The organism is Serratia aquatilis, from assembly GCF_044865145.1.
In the GTDB taxonomy this organism is placed as follows: domain Bacteria; phylum Pseudomonadota; class Gammaproteobacteria; order Enterobacterales; family Enterobacteriaceae; genus Chania; species Chania aquatilis.
The window spans coordinates 4399845-4417020 of sequence record NZ_CP173186.1; the positions used below are offsets into that span (position 1 = coordinate 4399845).

Below are 17176 nucleotides of genomic sequence, written 5' to 3' on the forward strand. Positions count from 1 at the left end.
AAAAGCCCACACTGGTTAGGTGCGGGCTTTTTTCTATTGTTTCCTGTACGCGTCAGCCCGCCCCGTTACCTGTGGTATCGGTGGTGGTAATAATTGTGGTATTCAGGCTGATGTTTCGCATTTAGTCTGTCTGTCTCATTAAGATCTCTATCGCCTCTATTGGTTAAAGCAATCGCTTTCTCAAGTCAAATATTTTCTTCACTTTGCTTATTTAATGCTCACATTAAAACCTTGGCGATGAAACAGATAAAAAACATTATTTTAGAATAAAAAACCAATATAAAGATCAAAAAACAGATGATTAATCCAAATAATCAACAAAAAATACCACTATCACTTCATCAATTTTTTTTCTATATCGTGCAGCAAGGTGTGCAACATCACGGTGTCTCGCTGTTGCAACCCCCCCAATCGCTGATGGAGCCAATCGCACAGTTTTTGGTCATCTGCCACCTCAAGGTTTTCCAATAACCGCTCCATCCGCCGACGTAATGCATTCAATTGCCCGCTATCGGCAACATCTGGCTGAGGCGTTTTGACAGACATCAATTCCGCAAGTTGATAACAATAGACCATTACTGATTGACCAAGGTTAAGAGAAGGGTACTCGTTAATCATGGGTACACCGGTGAGTAAATCAGCCAATTCCAGCTCTTCGTTAGTCAGCCCCGAATCTTCACGACCAAAAACCAAAGCAGCCTGCTGCATCCATGTTTGCCTTTCCATCAGTTGAGCAGTTAATTGCTGTGGCGTGCAGTAGTAATGAAAGCGGGCACGGCTACGAGCGGTGGTCGCAATGGTGAAATCCACATCTGCCAGCGCCTGCTCCAAAGTAGAAAATGTCTGCACTGCATCGAGAATATCACCCGCACCATGAGCCACCCAACGGGCTGCAGGCTGCAAATGAGCCTCACTGCCCACAATGCGCAACGAAGTGAATCCCATGGTTTTCATTGCCCGTGCGGCTGCGCCAACGTTTTCAGGGCGGGCAGGTGCCACTAACACGATATGAAGCTGCATCAAAACTCCAGCAAAATTGTGATAATAGTTCTTTGACTGTTATGGCTTGCTCGATTATATTTACAAAATATTAACATAACCAATGTCAGCCTTATGAAACACATTTAAATGGGACGTTTAATCGATAAATACGATGAAAGCATCATATATAAAGGTTAAAAATAAATAACCATATTATTCATGAAGTTAATTTAAAAACCAAACTGTATTAAAAAAATTATAACGCATCGGGCTTAACATTGCTGAATCGTTCACAGAATTTGTCGTTCTGTGACATAACTTGGCATATCTATAAGTGTTTTTCACAATTCTGTTAACGTGCTACTATTGAATTTGATATATGTCAACAAAGCGTAGTTTTGTTGGGTGATGAATTCGGCGCACACTGTTATATTGCTGTTAATACGGTTAGGATATGCGCCGTTTTGGCATCATTGGGGTTGTAGGACATAGCATCCCCCAGCAAGCTAGCGATCTTGTTGACATTGATGGAAAGTGCATCAAGAACGAGTTTACGTACTTTAGTCGTTTGGCAAGAGGGAATGTGAGCAATATCTCTGCCCTCCATGAAGAAAGCAAAGACTTCTGTACTTCCTATTTTCTATTTTGTTGGCAATTTTAGGTAGCAAATATGCAGACCCCGCACATTCTGATTGTCGAAGACGAGTTAGTCACTCGTAACACCCTGAAGAGCATTTTCGAGGCGGAAGGCTATATTGTTCATGAAGCCAATGACGGTGCTGAAATGCACAATATACTGTCTGAAAATGATATCAATCTGGTTATTATGGATATCAACCTGCCTGGCAAGAATGGCTTACTGCTCGCGCGCGAACTGCGAGAACAGGCCAGCGTTGCGTTGATGTTCCTGACCGGTCGTGATAACGAGGTAGATAAAATCCTTGGCCTGGAAATTGGCGCTGACGATTACATCACCAAGCCGTTTAATCCTCGCGAACTGACCATTCGTGCACGTAACCTGCTGTCTCGTACCATGAATCTGGGCAGCGTCGGTGAAGAACGTAAATTGGTTGAAAGCTACCGGTTTAACGGTTGGGAGCTGGACATCAATAGCCGCTCTCTAATCAGCCCGGAAGGTGAGCAGTACAAACTGCCACGTAGCGAGTTCCGCGCCATGCTGCATTTCTGCGAAAACCCGGGCAAAATTCAGTCCCGTGGCGAACTGCTGAAGAAAATGACTGGCCGTGAGCTGAAACCACACGACCGCACCGTAGACGTTACCATCCGCCGTATTCGTAAACATTTCGAATCTACGCCGGATACGCCAGAAATCATTGCCACCATTCATGGTGAAGGCTATCGGTTCTGCGGCGAACTGGAAGAGTAAGCCATATGCGGCTGAAAGGGGTTCACATGTTGAACCCCTATTGCTTTATTTGACTTCGTTCCAGGGGATGATCGGTACTGCACTTAATGCATTCTTTGGCGAACCATCAATCACACGATCAGAATAACTCAGGTAGATTAGCGCGTTGCGGCTGGCATCATAAAAGCGCACCACCTGCAGCTTTTTAAACACCAGAGAAGTACGTTTCTGGAACACCACCGTCCCTTCCTTCTTACCATTTTTGATTTTATCACTCAGCACAATCGGGCCAATCTGCTGGCAGGAAATGGCAGCATCCGAGGTATCCTCAGCCAACCCTAATCCGCCTTTTAATCCACCGGTTTTTGCCCTGCTGATATAACAAGTTACATTTTTAACGTCAGGATCGTCGAACGCCTCAACCACAATTTTATGATCCGGACCGAACAGTTTGAATACCGTATCGACCGATCCCACCTGTTCCGCCTGTGCACTGTTTATCGTTACGAAAACCAGACCGAGCAAAAATATCCATTCTTTTTTCATTCACTTAACTCCGATAGTGTCGCTTGTGCAATAACAGGCTTTTAATTGAGAATGCTTCTACTTAAGGTTACGGAAGATAAATTTCTCGAGCCAGATCGCACCTTTTTAGCACAAGACGTAAAAAAAATCTTTGTGAGTCGTGGAGGTAAAAAATTGCTATGATGCCGCATCGCCATTTCTTTATGCCTAATGTATGCCCCTTTAACTTTTGCTCGGCGCATATAAAGAAGCACTGCGTACAGTGCAACTGATTGATTAACAATCAGTTGTCTTCAGGTATCAGCATGACAAATTAAACAGTTCGGGTTTCGACCTGAAAGCTCTACGAGGACGATCTATGGATCAAGCCAGTATCATTCGTGATCTGCTCATCTGGCTGGAAAGCCATCTGGACCAACCTCTGTCACTGGATAATGTGGCGGCCAAAGCAGGCTATTCTAAATGGCATCTGCAGAGGATGTTCAAAGATATCACTGGTAACGCCATAGGTGCTTACATCAGGGCAAGAAGGCTATCAAAAGCCGCAGTCGCATTACGCCTGACCAGTCGACCGATTCTGGATATTGCCCTACAGTACCGCTTTGACTCGCAGCAGACTTTTACACGCGCATTCAAAAAGCAGTTTGCGCAAACCCCAGCACTTTACCGCCGTGCAGAAGATTGGAACGCATTCGGCATTTGCCCACCAATCCGCCTAGACTCATTCACGTTACCAACGCCTGAATTTGTTACTCTGCCAGAGCTACATCTGATTGGTCTGACGCAGAGTTACTCCTGTACCCTGGAGCAATTATCCAACTTTCGTACCGAACTCCGCTTACAATTCTGGCGTCAGTATCTGGGTGAAACCAAAACATTGCCCCCTGTGCTTTACGGCCTGCATCATTCAAGGCCGAGCCAGGAAAAAAACGACGAGCAGGAGGTACTTTACACCACGGCATTGGAACCCAAACACGTACCTACCAACGTACAGGAAGGCCAACCCATTGTGTTGCAGGGAGGGGAATACGCCATGTTCAACTATCAAGGAAGCCCTTCCGGCCTGCAGGATTTTATCCTGATGTTGTACGGTACCTGCTTACCGGCACTGGAGTTAACCCGCCGTAAAGGTCACGATATTGAGCGCTTCTATCCGCAAGGCGAGAACCAGCAATCTGAAGCACCCACCGAGATCCATTGCGATTATCTGATCCCAATCCGCCGCTAACGTTGCAGTTCGTCCAGCGCGGGCATGTCCAGATGCGAAACATCGCCAGCAGTCTCCACAATCCAGCCGGAAGCCAGCCACTGGCTTTGCTGATGATCGACGCGGGACAGCGAGCAGTTTCGCAAACGCATGCGACGTTCAGCATAGGCCGGTAGCCCCAACACGGTACTAATGAGGCAGCCCAAAGCGATACCGTGGCTGACAATCAGGGGTTTACTGCCTTGCGGCAGCGCCAGGCAGCTTTCCAATGCAGCACGCATGCGCGCGCCCAACTCCAGCATAGATTCACCTTGAGGGATCCGGCCGTCAGCAGTACCATCAACCATCCGTTTGCGCCACTGCTCTTCTTGCGGTGTCAGGCTGTCGATAAGGCGTTCTTCCAGAACCCCCATATGCAGTTCACGCAGCCTTACGTCTTCAATAACATCACAACCGCAAGCGTCAGCAATGATTTGTGCGGTGCGGCGGGTGCGTCCCAGATCGCTGGTAATCACGTGTGTAATGCCTTCCCGGCTTACGCGTTTGCCAACCAGATGAGCCTGGTGTTCGCCTTTGGCTGTTAATGGGCTATCGGACTGGCCCTGAATGCGACGTGCTGCGTTCCATTCCGTTTCGCCATGGCGAACGAGGTATACCTGTAACATTTTTCTTTTCCGTTATACTGCGTGAAACTTGAGTTTATCTGTGGCCAGTGTCTTGCTCTGCCCTTAAATAGCCGCCTGCGGCCTTCAAAAACAATGGCAAGTCACAGCCTCACACTAAGGAAGCTAAACCCGTTATGTATCATGTTGTCGCTGCAACTACCAACCCGGCAAAGATCAAGGCTATTCAATTGGCCTTTGAAGACACCTTTGGCGCAGACCAATTCCGTATAGAATCTGTTGACGTCGCCAGCGGCGTATCTCTGCAACCGATTGGCAATGCCGAAACCCGCACAGGCGCACGCCAGCGCGTCATGGAAGCACGGCAAGTGAGGCCAGAAGCCGACTTTTGGGTCGGTGTGGAAGCCGGGCTTGAGGAGAACATGACGTTCGCCTGGATGACCATAGAGAATCCTTCGATCCGCGGTGAATCGCGCTCCGCTAGCCTGATGCTACCAGAATCAATCTTACAGGGAATTCGGGCTGGCAGCGAATTGGGCACCGAAATGGCCTTGCTAACAGGAAACACCGAGGTCAAACGCCAAGGAGGCGCAATTGGCATTTTTACTGATGGCAGATTAAGCCGCACCAGTGTTTATCATCAGGCGTTACTGTTAGCGTTAGTGCCATTTCATAACCCGATTTATCGCAACCATACCATTAACACACCGCACCAATAATTGGCCTGGGTGATGCTATTCATCACCCAGCAATTGTAATTCCAACCACTGTTTCAACTCTGGAGATGCCGCTTTAAGGCTATTAGAACCTCGGGTGATGGTAGCGATACCGGCACCCAGTTCATTCTTCAGTTCACGCTGGCTCATTTCCCCCCGCATCAACTCCTGAATAATTCGCACACGCGTCCCCAATGCAGTGCGTTCATCAGGTGTCAGCATCAGTTGCATCAGTTGCTGGTGTAAATCCTGAGAAAATGAATTCTGTAACAGCGCTACAAAGCGCAACCAATCTTCATTACCTTGTTCTGAAAGCGCAGGGTCGTTAAGTGATAATTGGGTCATGGTAGCCACCATACTATTTAACTAGTACAGCAGCATAACATAGACGGCTTACCCTTCAAAAGGCAAGGCGGGCTTAACCGCAATCTAAACGGATTGCCCTCCCCTCCTTGATTTATCTCCTGATAAACCTTAATAGCGTCTTTGCCACTCAGCATCAGTCAGCACTTTTGCCGGGTGATGCATGAAATAACGATAAAATGCGTCATACGCCAACACGTTCTTCACATAAGAACGGGTTTCAGAGAACGGGATACTCTCCACAAAGGCGACAGCATCGACACGCCCATCGGTATTGGCCAGCCAAGTGTTCACCCTTGAAGGGCCAGCGTTGTAGGCTGCCGAAGACAGAATGCGGTTACGGCCAAATTGCTGATACACCGATTCGAGATAACTGGTGCCAATAGTGATATTGGTTTGCGGATCAAACAACTGACTTGGGCTGGAATAGCCGGGAATACCGTACTTCTGTACCGTATGCTGGGCAGTACGTGGCATTACCTGCATTAGACCCGACGCACCGACCGGCGACTGAGCTTTAGGGTTCCAGGCGCTTTCCTGACGAGCAATCGCCATGGCGTAGCTCGGCGTAATGCCTTTATCCTCCGTGTTACGGCTAAACTCCTGCGGCCATGCCAAAGGAAAACGCTCTTCCAAGTGATCCCAAAGCTTGGCAACGATAGTGGCCTGGACGCTCAAATCAGCCCATTTCTGTTCAAAGGCATAGCGTGCCAGAGCCTCCTGTTCAGGACGGCTACGGCTTGCCACGAATGAACTCCACTCGCTACGCGCCAGATTATCCATATTCCAGTACATCAGTTCACGCACACGGGCAATCTCTGGGGCCTGGACTAAATTAGTTGGCGGCTTGGGTGCGACTTCCACCTTGATCGGATAAGGAACATTCAGCTTTTGTGCCGCAACCATCGGATAGAAACCGCGTTTATTCATTAAGTTACGCAGTACTGCTTCCCCTTCGCTACGTTTACCCTCATCGATCAATTCACTGGCATACCAGTATTGCCATTCATCTTTATTACGTGAGGCTTCAGGCAAGCGGGACAACCAGGTTTTCAGCCCTTGACGATCGCCAGCCCCTAGCGCCATACGAACACGACGTTCCAGCAACGCGGGAACTTGGCTGCGCAGGATCACCTGATCGCGCCATTTTGCCTGTTCAAACGTGGCATCGCTTCCCATCCAACGCCAAGCCACCGCCTCTTCCAGCTCCAGCTTCTCGGTTTCGCTCATTTTCTGCAGGCGGGCAATCGTTGGGATCATGGCGCGAGCGCTTTCCGCGTTCTGACGAGCCAAACGCTCAAAAACGATGATAGTAGCCGAGCGGGTAAAATCTGTCGGGCCAACGCTGCGAGCGAAGGACTCCACCGTGCTTGGATCGTTTTGCAAACGCACCAACGCATCGCCCATGGTCTGATAGTCGGCGGGAAGTTGGCGATACAGGGAGTTCACCAGGCTGCTGTTGCCCTCTTTCAGAGCCAGCTTCATGCGTGCCAATATGTTCAACGGCGTTTGTTTTCCGGCTGCCTGCCAGGCACTGAGCAGTTTGTCGCAAGACGCTGGCAAGGTTTGGCCGCTCATCCAGATATCATCAGCCCCTTTCCAGGCCGTTTGCTGATCGCCAGTGGTCCACTTGGCATAATAATAGTTACAACGCGCCGAAACAGGCTTCGGTTCTTGCGGGCTGAATTCCAGCAACGTACGCCAATCCTCTCGGCTTGCTAACTCATTCACAAAGCGAGCAGAAAGTGATTTTGCTGGGGGCAGCGTAGGGTTCTGCTGCAAAAACTGACTGACCTGAGCCACACTGGCTTTACTGAGATCCTGTGTCAGTTGGCGGTACGCCAGATAGGGGTACAACGGATAGTCCTGCAGTGTCGGCATCAGTTGCTGCACCACATTCATCTGATTACTGTCCCAAGCCTGCTTGATTTGCAGATAACGCTGGCGCTGGGCATCCAAAGAGTCTGCCAATGCTGCACCAGAAAATGCTGTGAGGCAAAGGCCTAAAGCCAAAAACCGCCACTTGTCCACCTTGACCATACCTACTCTTTCCTCACTGGGTTGTCTTACAAGAGCCTGTTCATCCCGTTGCCGCAACATATAGCCAGCAACGGGTTCATAAACTTGGCGCTCTGAGTGTCTCACGCCCCGTAGTGGGAAGCCACGCCGGGGAATAAACCATACTGCCATCTGTTGTCACCGCATATTGCCCCCATCAACCTCGGGGTTCTCCAATAACCGCCAGCGGCGCTCGCGTGCAATTAAGGGACACAGCCTAGTATTTATCATAGACAACAAAAACGTTTATCCATTCATTACGTTAACAGAGGTTTTGTACCTCAGTGCAGTTTCAGCCGGAAAGCAGCGCCTTGTCTGTGAGAAACCGGGGTTTTGATAACTCCCGGAAGTCAGCAAATGTTTTCAGCACACAACACACCGTGTTCTATAGTTTCGTATGTAGGCATTCATTTTTTTATAAAAAATGACATTCAACTGACGTTAAGTAGAGAAATATTTACCAATTCAGTGAAACAATTTTTGTTATTTAGAATTAATTATCACAGATAAAAAAATCAGGCCGTTGATTCTTTACTATCTATGCGGCTGATAGCGGGCAAACAGATAATTGAAAATTATCACAGACTGCTGACAAAGCCCGTTATTAGGGGGAGCGTGCCGGAGGGGTCGTAACGGCGTAAGCCGTCGGAGTGCCCCTCGGTGCGCTAGCCCCGTGTATCTCAGGCTAAAAGGCGACTTTGTCATCAACCTCAGATAATTGAAAATTATCAGCATTTATGTCTGTGTAAAATAAATAATGGAATATTAACGCGGCAGAAGGGGTGCCGGTCAGGGCAAGATCACGAACGTTTTATGAGCAAGGCTATCCTGTTTGACTGAGTGTACAAGCTGTGATCTTATACTCCCTTTTACGGGAGCATCACCATGTCTATCAACGCCTTTTCAGAACACTTCGCTGACCTGCAAGATCCCCGGCAGACGGCCAAGGTCGCCTATTCCCTGTTCGATATTCTGTTTCTGACAGTCTGTGCGGTGGTCGGCGGAGCCGAAGGTTGGCAAGATATTGAGGATTTTGGCGAAGCTCATCTCCCATGGTTTCAGAAGCGAGGGCTTTTCCCCGCAGGATTGCCCGTTGACGATACGATTGCCAGAGTGATTTCACGCCTCAACCCGGAGCAATTTCAATGCAGCTTTATCAACTGGATGCGTGCGGTAAGCTCCCTCAGTAACGGGGCTGTCATCGCTATTGATGGCAAGGTGTTGCGGAGGTCTTACAACCCTGAAGACCGTGCCTCAACCCTCCATATGGTCAGTGCCTTTGCCAGTGCCAATGGCGTGGTCTTGGGCCAGGTAAAAACAGATGCCAAGTCTAACGAAATTACCGCTATCCCCGCCTTATTGGCGTTATTGGATATTCGTGGTTGCCTGATTTCCATTGACGCCATGGGGTGTCAAACCGCTATCGCTGCCCACATTGTCGAAAAAGGCGGCGATTACCTGCTGGCCGTTAAAGGTAATCAGGAGCGTTTGTCCAAGGCGGTGCGCAAGGCGTTGAGTAGTGTAGTGCCCGGCATGAGTGATATCGCCTGCGTTGAGCAAAACCGAGGCCGTGCAGAAATGCGGGAATACCACGTTATCCCTGCCACTGAGGTCGCTCGTGAGTTCCCCATCTGGAAAGGGCTAACGACGCTGGGTGTAGCGATAGGCTACCGATACGACCCACAGGGCAAAGAGTCGCTGGAATACCGTTATTACATCAGTTCAGCGGAGCTAAACAAGGCTCAATTTGCCAATGCGGTGCGAAGCCATTGGTGCATTGAAAATCAACTGCATTGGGTGTTGGATGTCACGATGAAGGAGGATAACTGTTCGATTTATCGGGACAACGGGGCGGTAAATTTGGCGACAGTACGCCATATGGCACTTAACATGCTGCGTTTAGAGAGCGGTAAAAAGGCCAGCATCAGACGTAAACAGAAGATGGCTGCTATGAACAGCGATTATCTTGAACAAGTGATACTGGCAGGTATTAATGGGGTGGATAAAAAGTAAGCATACATGCGTTTGCCCTGGGGTGCCGGTGCAGGTAGAAAACCATGTTTAATTTATTCCAGGAGAAGCTTAAATGCCAAAACCTACCTCCAACGACTACCATAAGCCCCCAAAGCCGGATAAAGCGTGGTATCAGTACGATATTGAAGAAACGCTTAAGAATTTAAATAGCCAGCATACTGGCCTGAGCGAACAAGAAGCCTCGCAACGGCTGCAAAAATTCGGCCCGAACGCCCTGCCAGAAAAAGCAGGAAAAAGCGCGTTCATGCGTTTTATCGCGCACTTCAACGATGTCCTAATCTATATTCTGCTCGCGGCCGCTCTTCTGAAAGGCATTATGGGCCATTGGATCGATACCGTCGTCATTCTTGGCGTTGCGGTGATCAACGCCCTGATCGGTTTTGTGCAGGAAAACAGCGCAGAGAAATCGCTGAAAGGCATTCGCAATATGCTTTCCAGCCAGGCGATTGTGGTACGCAATGGAATTAACCATACGGTAAACGCAGAGGATCTGGTCCTTGGCGATATCGTTTTATTGCGTCCAGGCGATAAAATCCCTGCGGACCTGCGGTTGATTGAATCGCACAACCTGCAGGTTGAGGAAGCCATCCTGACCGGTGAATCCACCGTGGTGTCAAAACAGACCGATGCCATAGCCGAAGAAGTGATGATTGGCGACCGTACCAACCTGTTGTTCTCCGGAACAACCATCAGTGCTGGCAACGCCAAAGGCGTGGTGATTGCGACAGGTGGCTATACCGAGTTGGGCCACATCAGCGAGATGATTTCAACCGTTGAAACCCAGCGTACCCCGTTACTGCAACAGATGGATCGCCTAGGTAAAGGCATCTTCATTCTGATCCTGGTAATGATGGTACTGCTGTTCCTGTTTGCCTTCACAATGCGTGACATGCCGCTCGGCGAGCTCTTGGTAGCACTTATCAGCCTGGCTGTAGCCTCCGTCCCCGAGGGCCTACCCGCCATTATCTCGATAATTCTGTCGCTCGGTGTTCAGACGATGGCTCGTAACCGCGCCATCATCCGTAAGCTGCCAACGGTAGAAACCCTGGGCTCCATGACGGTGATCTGCTCTGACAAAACCGGCACGCTGACCATGAACGAGATGACCGCAAAAAACGTCATCATGGCCGACCATGCCTTTCGCGTTGAAGGGGAAAGTTACCAGCCCGTTGGCGGCATATTCTTTGCCGAGAGCGACAAGCAGGTACGGGTAGAGGATTTGCCTCCACTAGCTCAATTCATCACTGCAATCACCCTGTGCAACGACAGCCAGGTAAAACAGGATGAAAATGGCCGCTGGGTGGTTACTGGCAGCCCGACGGAAGGTGCGCTGAAAGTCCTGGCGATGAAAGCAGGATTGGAGTTGGGTGAAACACGTCAACTGGCCAAAATTCCGTTTGATTCCAGCTACAAGTACATGGCGGTCCGCAGCCAGGTTGCCGGCCACAATCAGGTGTTCCTTACCGGTGCGCCTGACGTGCTATTCTCGCTGTGCGAATTCGAACTGACCGATTCTGGAGTACAACCTTTCCGTCGCGACTACTGGGAAGCAGAAATGTCGCGTTTTGCCGCACAGGGCTTGCGCATGGTTGCTGCCGCCAGCAAAACCACCACGGACGGTGAGGTACAACTGGGTCATGAAGACCTCCGTCAGCAGATGGTGTTTATCGGTATTGCCGGGGTTATGGATCCACCACGCCCTGAAGCCGTCGCGGCTATTGCTGAATGCCAACAGGCGGGGATCCGGGTGAAGATGATCACTGGCGATCACCAGAAAACCGCTATGGCGATTGGTGCCATGCTGGGGATCGGCAACAGTCAGGACTCGATTACCGGTTCCGAGCTGGAACATATGGATGACAAAGCACTGGCTGAAGCCGCGGTACATTACGATATCTTTGCCCGTACCAGTCCAGAACATAAATTGCGTCTGGTAAAGGCCTTGCAGGATAAAGGAGGCGTGGTAGGCATGACTGGTGACGGCGTCAATGATGCACCGGCTCTGAAACAGGCTGACGTCGGTATCGCTATGGGGATCAAAGGCACCGAGGTCACCAAAGAAGCCGCAGACATGGTATTGACTGACGATAACTTCGCCACCATTGCCAGTGCGGTTAAAGAAGGCCGTCGAGTTTATGACAACCTGAAGAAAACCATTCTTTTTGTACTGCCAACCAACCTGGCGCAAGGTTTACTGATCATTATCGCTATTCTGGCCGGTGCAATACTCCCGCTGACGCCGATCCAGATCCTGTGGATGAACATGGCCACATCTACGACGCTGTCGTTTGGCCTGGCCTATGAACCTGCCGAAAAAGGGCTGATGCAGCGTAAACCGCGCATACCGGGTAGCCATGTGCTGGATCTGCATGCCATATGGCGTATCGCCTTTGTCGGGATCCTGATCGCCATCAGTGCTTTCATGCTCGAAGCCTGGATGGAGCCACGCGGTTACAGTAGCGAACTGATCCGCACGGTATTACTGCAAACTCTGGTCACCGCACAGTGGGTATACATGTTCAACTGCCGTACCGCCGATCGCTTCCCGCTTAACCGCCAAGTGTTTATGAACAAAGGTCTGTGGCTGGTGAGTGGCGTGTTGCTGCTATTACAGATGGCGATCATTTATCTGCCGTTTATGAACTCACTGTTTGGCACCGCCCCATTACCCCTGTTCTACTGGGGCGTGACACTGATGATTGCCATTGTGCTGTTCCTGATTGTTGAAGTGGAGAAATGGGTCATCAATCGCTTTATTACCCGCCGCCGAACGGCGTCGTAATCCCTTCATAAAGTAACACCCAGCGCCCGGCAAACCCTGCCGGGCGTTTTCTATTCTGGCACAGCTAAAGCCCAATAACGGTTATACTCAACGATCGTCGTGGGAGGTCTGGGATCTAGTGCTGAAACGGGCTACACTCGTGCCGCCAGACATCCTATAAAAACTGATAGAGAGGCTCGGATCAACGTGGCTCAATTCGTCTATACCATGCATCGCGTCGGCAAAGTGGTTCCGCCGAAGCGTCATATTCTTAAGAACATTTCCCTGAGTTTTTTCCCTGGGGCAAAAATTGGCGTACTCGGCCTGAACGGTGCCGGTAAGTCTACCCTGCTGCGCATTATGGCGGGCATCGATACCGATATTGAAGGGGAAGCTCGCCCGCAACCAGGCCTAAAGATCGGCTATCTGCCGCAGGAACCGCAGCTCAACACCGAGCATACCGTCCGCGAGTCGGTAGAAGAGGCGTTGGCGGAAGTGGTCGGTGCCCTGAAGCGTCTTGATGAAGTATACGCACTGTACGCAGAAGAAGGGGCAGACTTCGACAAACTGGCCGCAGAACAGGGCCGTCTGGAAGAGATTATTCAGGCTCACGATGGCCACAATCTCAATACCCAGCTAGAACGCGCCGCCGATGCGCTGCGCCTGCCGGAGTGGGATGCCAAAATCGCTACCCTTTCTGGTGGTGAGCGCCGCCGCGTTGCCCTGTGCCGCCTGCTGCTGGAAAAACCAGACATGCTGCTGCTGGACGAACCTACCAACCACCTTGACGCAGAGTCTGTGGCCTGGTTGGAACGTTTCCTGCACGACTTCGAAGGTACCGTGGTGGCGATTACCCACGACCGTTACTTCCTGGATAACGTGGCAGGTTGGATCCTAGAGCTGGACCGTGGTGAAGGTATTCCATGGGAAGGCAACTACTCTTCTTGGTTGGAACAGAAAGACGCTCGCCTGGCACAGGAAGCCTCTTCCGAAGCCGCGCGCCGTAAATCTATCGAGAAAGAGCTGGAGTGGGTGCGTCAAGGTGCCAAAGGCCGTCAGTCTAAAGGCAAAGCCCGTCTGGCACGTTTCGAAGAGCTCAACAGCACCGAATACCAAAAACGTAACGAAACCAACGAACTGTTTATTCCGCCAGGTGCACGCCTAGGCGATAAAGTGGTTGAAGTCAGCAATCTGCGTAAGTCTTACGGCGACCGCGTACTGATTGACGATCTCTCATTCTCGGTACCGAAAGGAGCACTGGTCGGGATTATCGGCCCGAACGGCGCGGGTAAATCCACGCTGTTCCGCATGATGTCCGGTCAGGAACAGCCTGATTCTGGCAGCATCGTGCTGGGTGATACCGTCAAACTGGCTTCTGTCGATCAGTTCCGTGACAGCATGGATAACTCTAAAACCGTGTGGGAAGAAGTGTCCGGCGGCCAAGACATCATGCGCATCGGCACCACCGAAATGCCAAGCCGCGCCTACGTTGGCCGCTTTAACTTCAAGGGCGTCGATCAAGGCAAACGCGTTGGTGAGCTTTCTGGTGGTGAACGTGGCCGACTGCACCTGGCCAAGCTACTGCAGGTTGGTGGCAACGTGCTGCTGCTCGATGAACCGACCAACGATCTGGACATCGAAACCCTACGCGCTCTGGAAAACGCCCTGTTGGAATTCCCAGGCTGTGCCATGGTGATCTCCCACGACCGTTGGTTCCTTGACCGTATTGCCACCCACATTCTGGACTATCAGGATGAAGGCAAGGTGGAGTTCTTCGAAGGTAACTTTACCGAATACGAAGAGTACAAAAAGCGTACTCTGGGTGCCGAAGCACTCGAACCCCGCCGCATCAAATACAAAAGAGTCACCAAGTAAGTTCTTGTCGGGCGCGGTTCTCCGCGCCCCATGCCGATGCAGCCCGCCAGATAAACGCCTAATATTTTGGAGCAACGTTATGCCAATCAAAGCCATTGCTGTCGATCCCAAAGACCCAACCAAATTTATCGAAATCACCCCTGAGCGGCCAACGCCGGGCCAATACGATTTACTGGTGGAAGTGAAAGCCGTCTCCGTTAACCCGGTGGATACCAAAGTTCATGCTGGCTTGCAGAAAAATGGCTTGCAGCAACCGCGCATCCTCGGTTGGGACGCCAGCGGTGTGGTTGTCGAAGTCGGCAGCAGCGTCAGCAGTTTTAAACCGGGTGATGAAGTGTGGTATGCCGGGGATATTACCCGCCCAGGCAGCAACAGTACCCATCAACTGATTGATGCCAGGATCGCTGCGCACAAGCCGCATACATTGAACTGGGCCGAGGCGGCGGCGATGCCACTCACCGCTCTCACGGCGTGGGAGGCTCTGTTTGAACACCTGAATATACAGCAGGCCAGCGCCGGCAAAACGCTGCTGATTATCGGCGGTGCCGGTGGCGTAGGTTCTTTGGCAATCCCTTTGGCCGCATTGCGTAGCAAGGTACGAGTCATCGCGACCGCTTCACGCCCGGAGTCAGCCACCTGGTGCCACGAGCGCGGTGCCGACCTGGTGGTAGATTACCGTAATCTGAAAGCTAACCTGGCGAAAGAGGGCATTGAAAGCGTGGATTACATCCTGTGCCTGAACGATACAGATGGGCACTGGGAGGCCATTAGCGATTTGATCGCCCCGCTTGGGCACATCTGCACCATAGTGGAAAACCGCCAGCCGTTGGATCAGAACGCGCTGAAGCTGAAAAGTGCTGCGCTGTATTGGGAATTTATGTTCACACGCAGCATGTATACCACGCCCGATATTGCCCAGCAGGGAGAAATCCTCAAGCAAATGGCGCAGTTGCTGGATGAAGGAAAGTTGACGACAACGCTAAGCGAAACGCTGCAGGGGTTGACGGTCGACACGCTTACTGCCGCTCACAGCAAACTGTTAGAGGGGCATATGCAGGGTAAGCTGGTGATCGTGTACTGATCGGCGAATAGGGCAGTCCACTGCCCCGAGGTTAATGACAAAGTCGCTTTTTAGCCTGAGATACACGGGTCTAGCGCACCGAGGGGCACTCCGACGGCTTACGCCGTTACGACCCCTTCGGCACGCTCCCCCTAATAACGGGCTTTGTCAGCAGTCTGAGGGCAGCTCACTGCCCCATTTCTATCTCAACGCGTCAACATAGGTGTCTCAACCAACCGGCTGGCATCCGCTGCCAGCAGTTGCTTGACCAACTCGACACAGCGCAAAAAACGCTCTTCATAATCGCTGGAGTCGACGTGAACATACTCAATGTTATTGGCTCGCAGCATCTCTTCCAGCAACCGTTGGAAGGCTTTACGATCGGTTGAACTGCCCAGGCTGCGCAAACCGTCCGCCACCCACGGCGTATTGTTCTCCAGCAAGATCACCAGGTCAAAACGGTATTCGTCGATCAGCGCTTGTACAAATGGATGCTCTCGCCCTTCGTATTTCTTGCAGAACGCCTGCGTAGTAACAAAGTCGGTGTCAATAAAGGCCACCTTATTGGCATATTTCACCGCAAAATCCACATACTGCGCCTGCCCCAGAGCAATCTTGTCGTAGTCGGAATACTGCAGCGCCATTTCATCACCACCCAAGTGGGAAAATACATAATCACGGCCATATTCCCAAGCACTGGTGGTGTTAAAGATATTTGCCAGCTTATTCACCAGCGTCGATTTTCCGCTGGATTCACCACCCAAGATCGCCACGGTGCGAACGAAAAAAGGCTTCACTTCGGTTGGAATGTAATCCCAATAACGGAATGGATCCTGGCGGATAAGACCACCGCTGATATTCATAAAGGAGCGTTCAGGATCCACCAATATGGTTTCGATACCCAGATGTTCGCGGTAACGCGGGGCGTCCAACGCTTCACTCGAGTAGATAAAGCTCGGGACTATGCCTTTTTGCTCCATAAACTGCTTCATACCGTTACTCCACACGTCCCAGCCGTGCGGGTAAGGCTCAATACCTTTCTCATCGAAGGAGTGAATACGGATATTTTTCTGGTATTTAAAGGTTTGCAACAGCCAACGCAGACGGTCGCTGACTGTCGGCTGCTGCGACATCGAACTGTTTTCAAACAGTACGCGGTCGCGTGGCTCATCGTGGCACAGAATAACGTGCAACTCGTCCACTTGGCTGCAGGCTCGCTGGATCAGATAGATGTGCCCGGTATGCAGCGGGTAAAACTTACCAAACACTACACCCACTTTTTTTTCACGGCGCGGGAACTCAAGCTCCAGGAAACGGTGCAGTGCCTCCAGTTTCTGCGCGCTCGGGCTTTTGATTTTATCGTTCAACAGCTGGCTGAGATAGCCCTTGGTCATGCTGCTCGCATCGGCCACCTGTTGTAATGTACATCCCTTTTGTTTGATAACCGTTTTAAGGTAGTCGAACTGCCGCATAGCCCCTCCTGTTTATATACCCTTCATCTTTCAAGTTGCAGCGTTGTTGACTGTGCTAATCCACCCCAGTCACTTACTACAGTAAGCTCCTGGGATGGAGACGCTGGTCGCCTAGCTGCAGCATGAAAGCTATTG

At 50.9% G+C, this 17176-nt stretch carries 15 protein-coding genes and 1 other annotated feature (1 of these 16 running past the window's edge); of the genes, 7 read left to right on the top strand and 8 right to left on the bottom strand.

The window, feature by feature from the left end:
* Positions 1–114, bottom strand: a sequence feature (Thr leader region) (it extends 5 nt beyond the left edge of the window).
* The 3 genes from thrL to SAQUA_RS19850 form a co-directional block, all read right to left on the bottom strand.
* Entirely contained in the window at positions 53–121 is a 69-nt protein-coding gene (gene thrL / locus SAQUA_RS19840) for a thr operon leader peptide (RefSeq protein WP_071998276.1), read from the bottom strand. Its footprint overlaps the feature before it by 62 nt.
* 212 nt (positions 122–333) lie before the next feature.
* On the bottom strand, positions 334–1020 hold the full coding sequence (locus SAQUA_RS19845) for a tRNA/rRNA methyltransferase (protein WP_380678815.1): 687 nt from the start codon (positions 1018–1020) through the stop codon (positions 334–336).
* Positions 1021–1408: 388 nt separating this feature from the next.
* Positions 1409–1564, bottom strand: a complete 156-nt coding sequence (locus SAQUA_RS19850) for a hypothetical protein (protein ID WP_380678834.1) — start codon at positions 1562–1564, stop codon at positions 1409–1411.
* Between the two features lie 87 nt (positions 1565–1651).
* Here SAQUA_RS19850 and arcA point away from each other — a divergent pair, with 87 nt between their 5' ends.
* Positions 1652–2368, top strand: a complete 717-nt coding sequence (gene arcA / locus SAQUA_RS19855) for a two-component system response regulator ArcA (RefSeq protein ID WP_380678817.1) — start codon at positions 1652–1654, stop codon at positions 2366–2368.
* Between the two features lie 45 nt (positions 2369–2413).
* Here the strand turns inward: arcA and creA are convergent, their stop codons facing one another.
* A complete protein-coding gene (gene creA, locus SAQUA_RS19860) occupies positions 2414–2893 on the bottom strand; it encodes a protein CreA (RefSeq protein WP_380678819.1) in 480 nt (159 codons plus the stop codon).
* A 337-nt stretch (positions 2894–3230) separates the two neighbouring features.
* Between creA and robA the strand changes: the two genes are divergently transcribed.
* Positions 3231–4100: an MDR efflux pump AcrAB transcriptional activator RobA gene (gene robA / locus SAQUA_RS19865; protein ID WP_380678821.1), complete on the top strand. Its 870-nt coding sequence runs from the start codon at positions 3231–3233 to the stop codon at positions 4098–4100.
* On the opposite strand, the gene gpmB is transcribed toward robA, so the two are convergent.
* Positions 4097–4744 carry a 2,3-diphosphoglycerate-dependent phosphoglycerate mutase GpmB gene (gene gpmB / locus SAQUA_RS19870; RefSeq protein ID WP_380678823.1) on the bottom strand — a complete coding sequence of 216 codons (648 nt, stop codon included), beginning with the start codon at positions 4742–4744 and terminating at the stop codon, positions 4097–4099. The genes robA and gpmB overlap by 4 nt on opposite strands.
* Positions 4745–4878: 134 nt before the next feature.
* Here gpmB and yjjX point away from each other — a divergent pair, with 134 nt between their 5' ends.
* Positions 4879–5421, top strand: a complete 543-nt coding sequence (gene yjjX / locus SAQUA_RS19875) for an inosine/xanthosine triphosphatase (protein WP_380678825.1) — start codon at positions 4879–4881, stop codon at positions 5419–5421.
* 15 nt (positions 5422–5436) lie between these two features.
* Here yjjX and trpR read toward each other — a convergent pair whose 3' ends face one another.
* Together trpR and sltY are read right to left on the bottom strand one after the other, a co-directional pair.
* On the bottom strand, positions 5437–5763 hold the full coding sequence (trpR, locus tag SAQUA_RS19880) for a trp operon repressor (RefSeq protein WP_380678827.1): 327 nt from the start codon (positions 5761–5763) through the stop codon (positions 5437–5439).
* Positions 5764–5892: 129 nt separating this feature from the next.
* Positions 5893–7812, bottom strand: a complete 1920-nt coding sequence (sltY, locus tag SAQUA_RS19885; protein WP_380678836.1) for a murein transglycosylase — start codon at positions 7810–7812, stop codon at positions 5893–5895.
* A 912-nt stretch (positions 7813–8724) separates the two neighbouring features.
* On the opposite strand from sltY, the gene SAQUA_RS19890 reads away from it, so the two are divergent.
* The 4 genes from SAQUA_RS19890 (at position 8725) to SAQUA_RS19905 (ending at position 15590) form a co-directional block, all read left to right on the top strand.
* Positions 8725–9852, top strand: coding sequence for an ISAs1 family transposase (locus SAQUA_RS19890; protein ID WP_404413090.1), 1128 nt, complete (start codon positions 8725–8727; stop codon positions 9850–9852).
* A gap of 73 nt (positions 9853–9925) precedes the next feature.
* Positions 9926–12655 (top strand): cation-transporting P-type ATPase, encoded by a 2730-nt coding sequence (locus SAQUA_RS19895; RefSeq protein ID WP_380674348.1) that lies wholly within the window; start codon positions 9926–9928, stop codon positions 12653–12655.
* Between the two features lie 186 nt (positions 12656–12841).
* A complete protein-coding gene (ettA, locus tag SAQUA_RS19900) occupies positions 12842–14509 on the top strand; it encodes an energy-dependent translational throttle protein EttA (protein WP_380674350.1) in 1668 nt (555 codons plus the stop codon).
* A 79-nt stretch (positions 14510–14588) separates the two neighbouring features.
* On the top strand, positions 14589–15590 hold the full coding sequence (locus tag SAQUA_RS19905; protein WP_380674352.1) for a zinc-binding alcohol dehydrogenase family protein: 1002 nt from the start codon (positions 14589–14591) through the stop codon (positions 15588–15590).
* 185 nt (positions 15591–15775) lie between these two features.
* On the opposite strand, the gene nadR is transcribed toward SAQUA_RS19905, so the two are convergent.
* Complete coding sequence (gene nadR, locus SAQUA_RS19910; RefSeq protein ID WP_380674354.1) at positions 15776–17041, bottom strand: multifunctional transcriptional regulator/nicotinamide-nucleotide adenylyltransferase/ribosylnicotinamide kinase NadR; 1266 nt, start codon at positions 17039–17041, stop codon at positions 15776–15778.
* Between the last annotated feature and the right edge of the window lie 135 nt (positions 17042–17176).

What these genes read in the sequence shown, in the direction of transcription:
- robA (WP_380678821.1), top strand. Translation starts at nt 3,231, where the DNA reads ATGGATCAAGCCAGTATCATTCGTGATCTGCTCATCTGGCTGGAAAGC.
- SAQUA_RS19890 (WP_404413090.1), top strand. Translation starts at nt 8,725, where the DNA reads ATGTCTATCAACGCCTTTTCAGAACACTTCGCTGACCTGCAAGATCCC.
- trpR (WP_380678827.1), bottom strand. Translation starts at nt 5,763, where the DNA reads ATGACCCAATTATCACTTAACGACCCTGCGCTTTCAGAACAAGGTAAT.
- SAQUA_RS19895 (WP_380674348.1), top strand. Translation starts at nt 9,926, where the DNA reads ATGCCAAAACCTACCTCCAACGACTACCATAAGCCCCCAAAGCCGGAT.
- arcA (WP_380678817.1), top strand. Translation starts at nt 1,652, where the DNA reads ATGCAGACCCCGCACATTCTGATTGTCGAAGACGAGTTAGTCACTCGT.
- gpmB (WP_380678823.1), bottom strand. Translation starts at nt 4,744, where the DNA reads ATGTTACAGGTATACCTCGTTCGCCATGGCGAAACGGAATGGAACGCA.
- nadR (WP_380674354.1), bottom strand. Translation starts at nt 17,041, where the DNA reads ATGCGGCAGTTCGACTACCTTAAAACGGTTATCAAACAAAAGGGATGT.
- SAQUA_RS19845 (WP_380678815.1), bottom strand. Translation starts at nt 1,020, where the DNA reads ATGCAGCTTCATATCGTGTTAGTGGCACCTGCCCGCCCTGAAAACGTT.
- SAQUA_RS19905 (WP_380674352.1), top strand. Translation starts at nt 14,589, where the DNA reads ATGCCAATCAAAGCCATTGCTGTCGATCCCAAAGACCCAACCAAATTT.
- yjjX (WP_380678825.1), top strand. Translation starts at nt 4,879, where the DNA reads ATGTATCATGTTGTCGCTGCAACTACCAACCCGGCAAAGATCAAGGCT.
- creA (WP_380678819.1), bottom strand. Translation starts at nt 2,893, where the DNA reads ATGAAAAAAGAATGGATATTTTTGCTCGGTCTGGTTTTCGTAACGATA.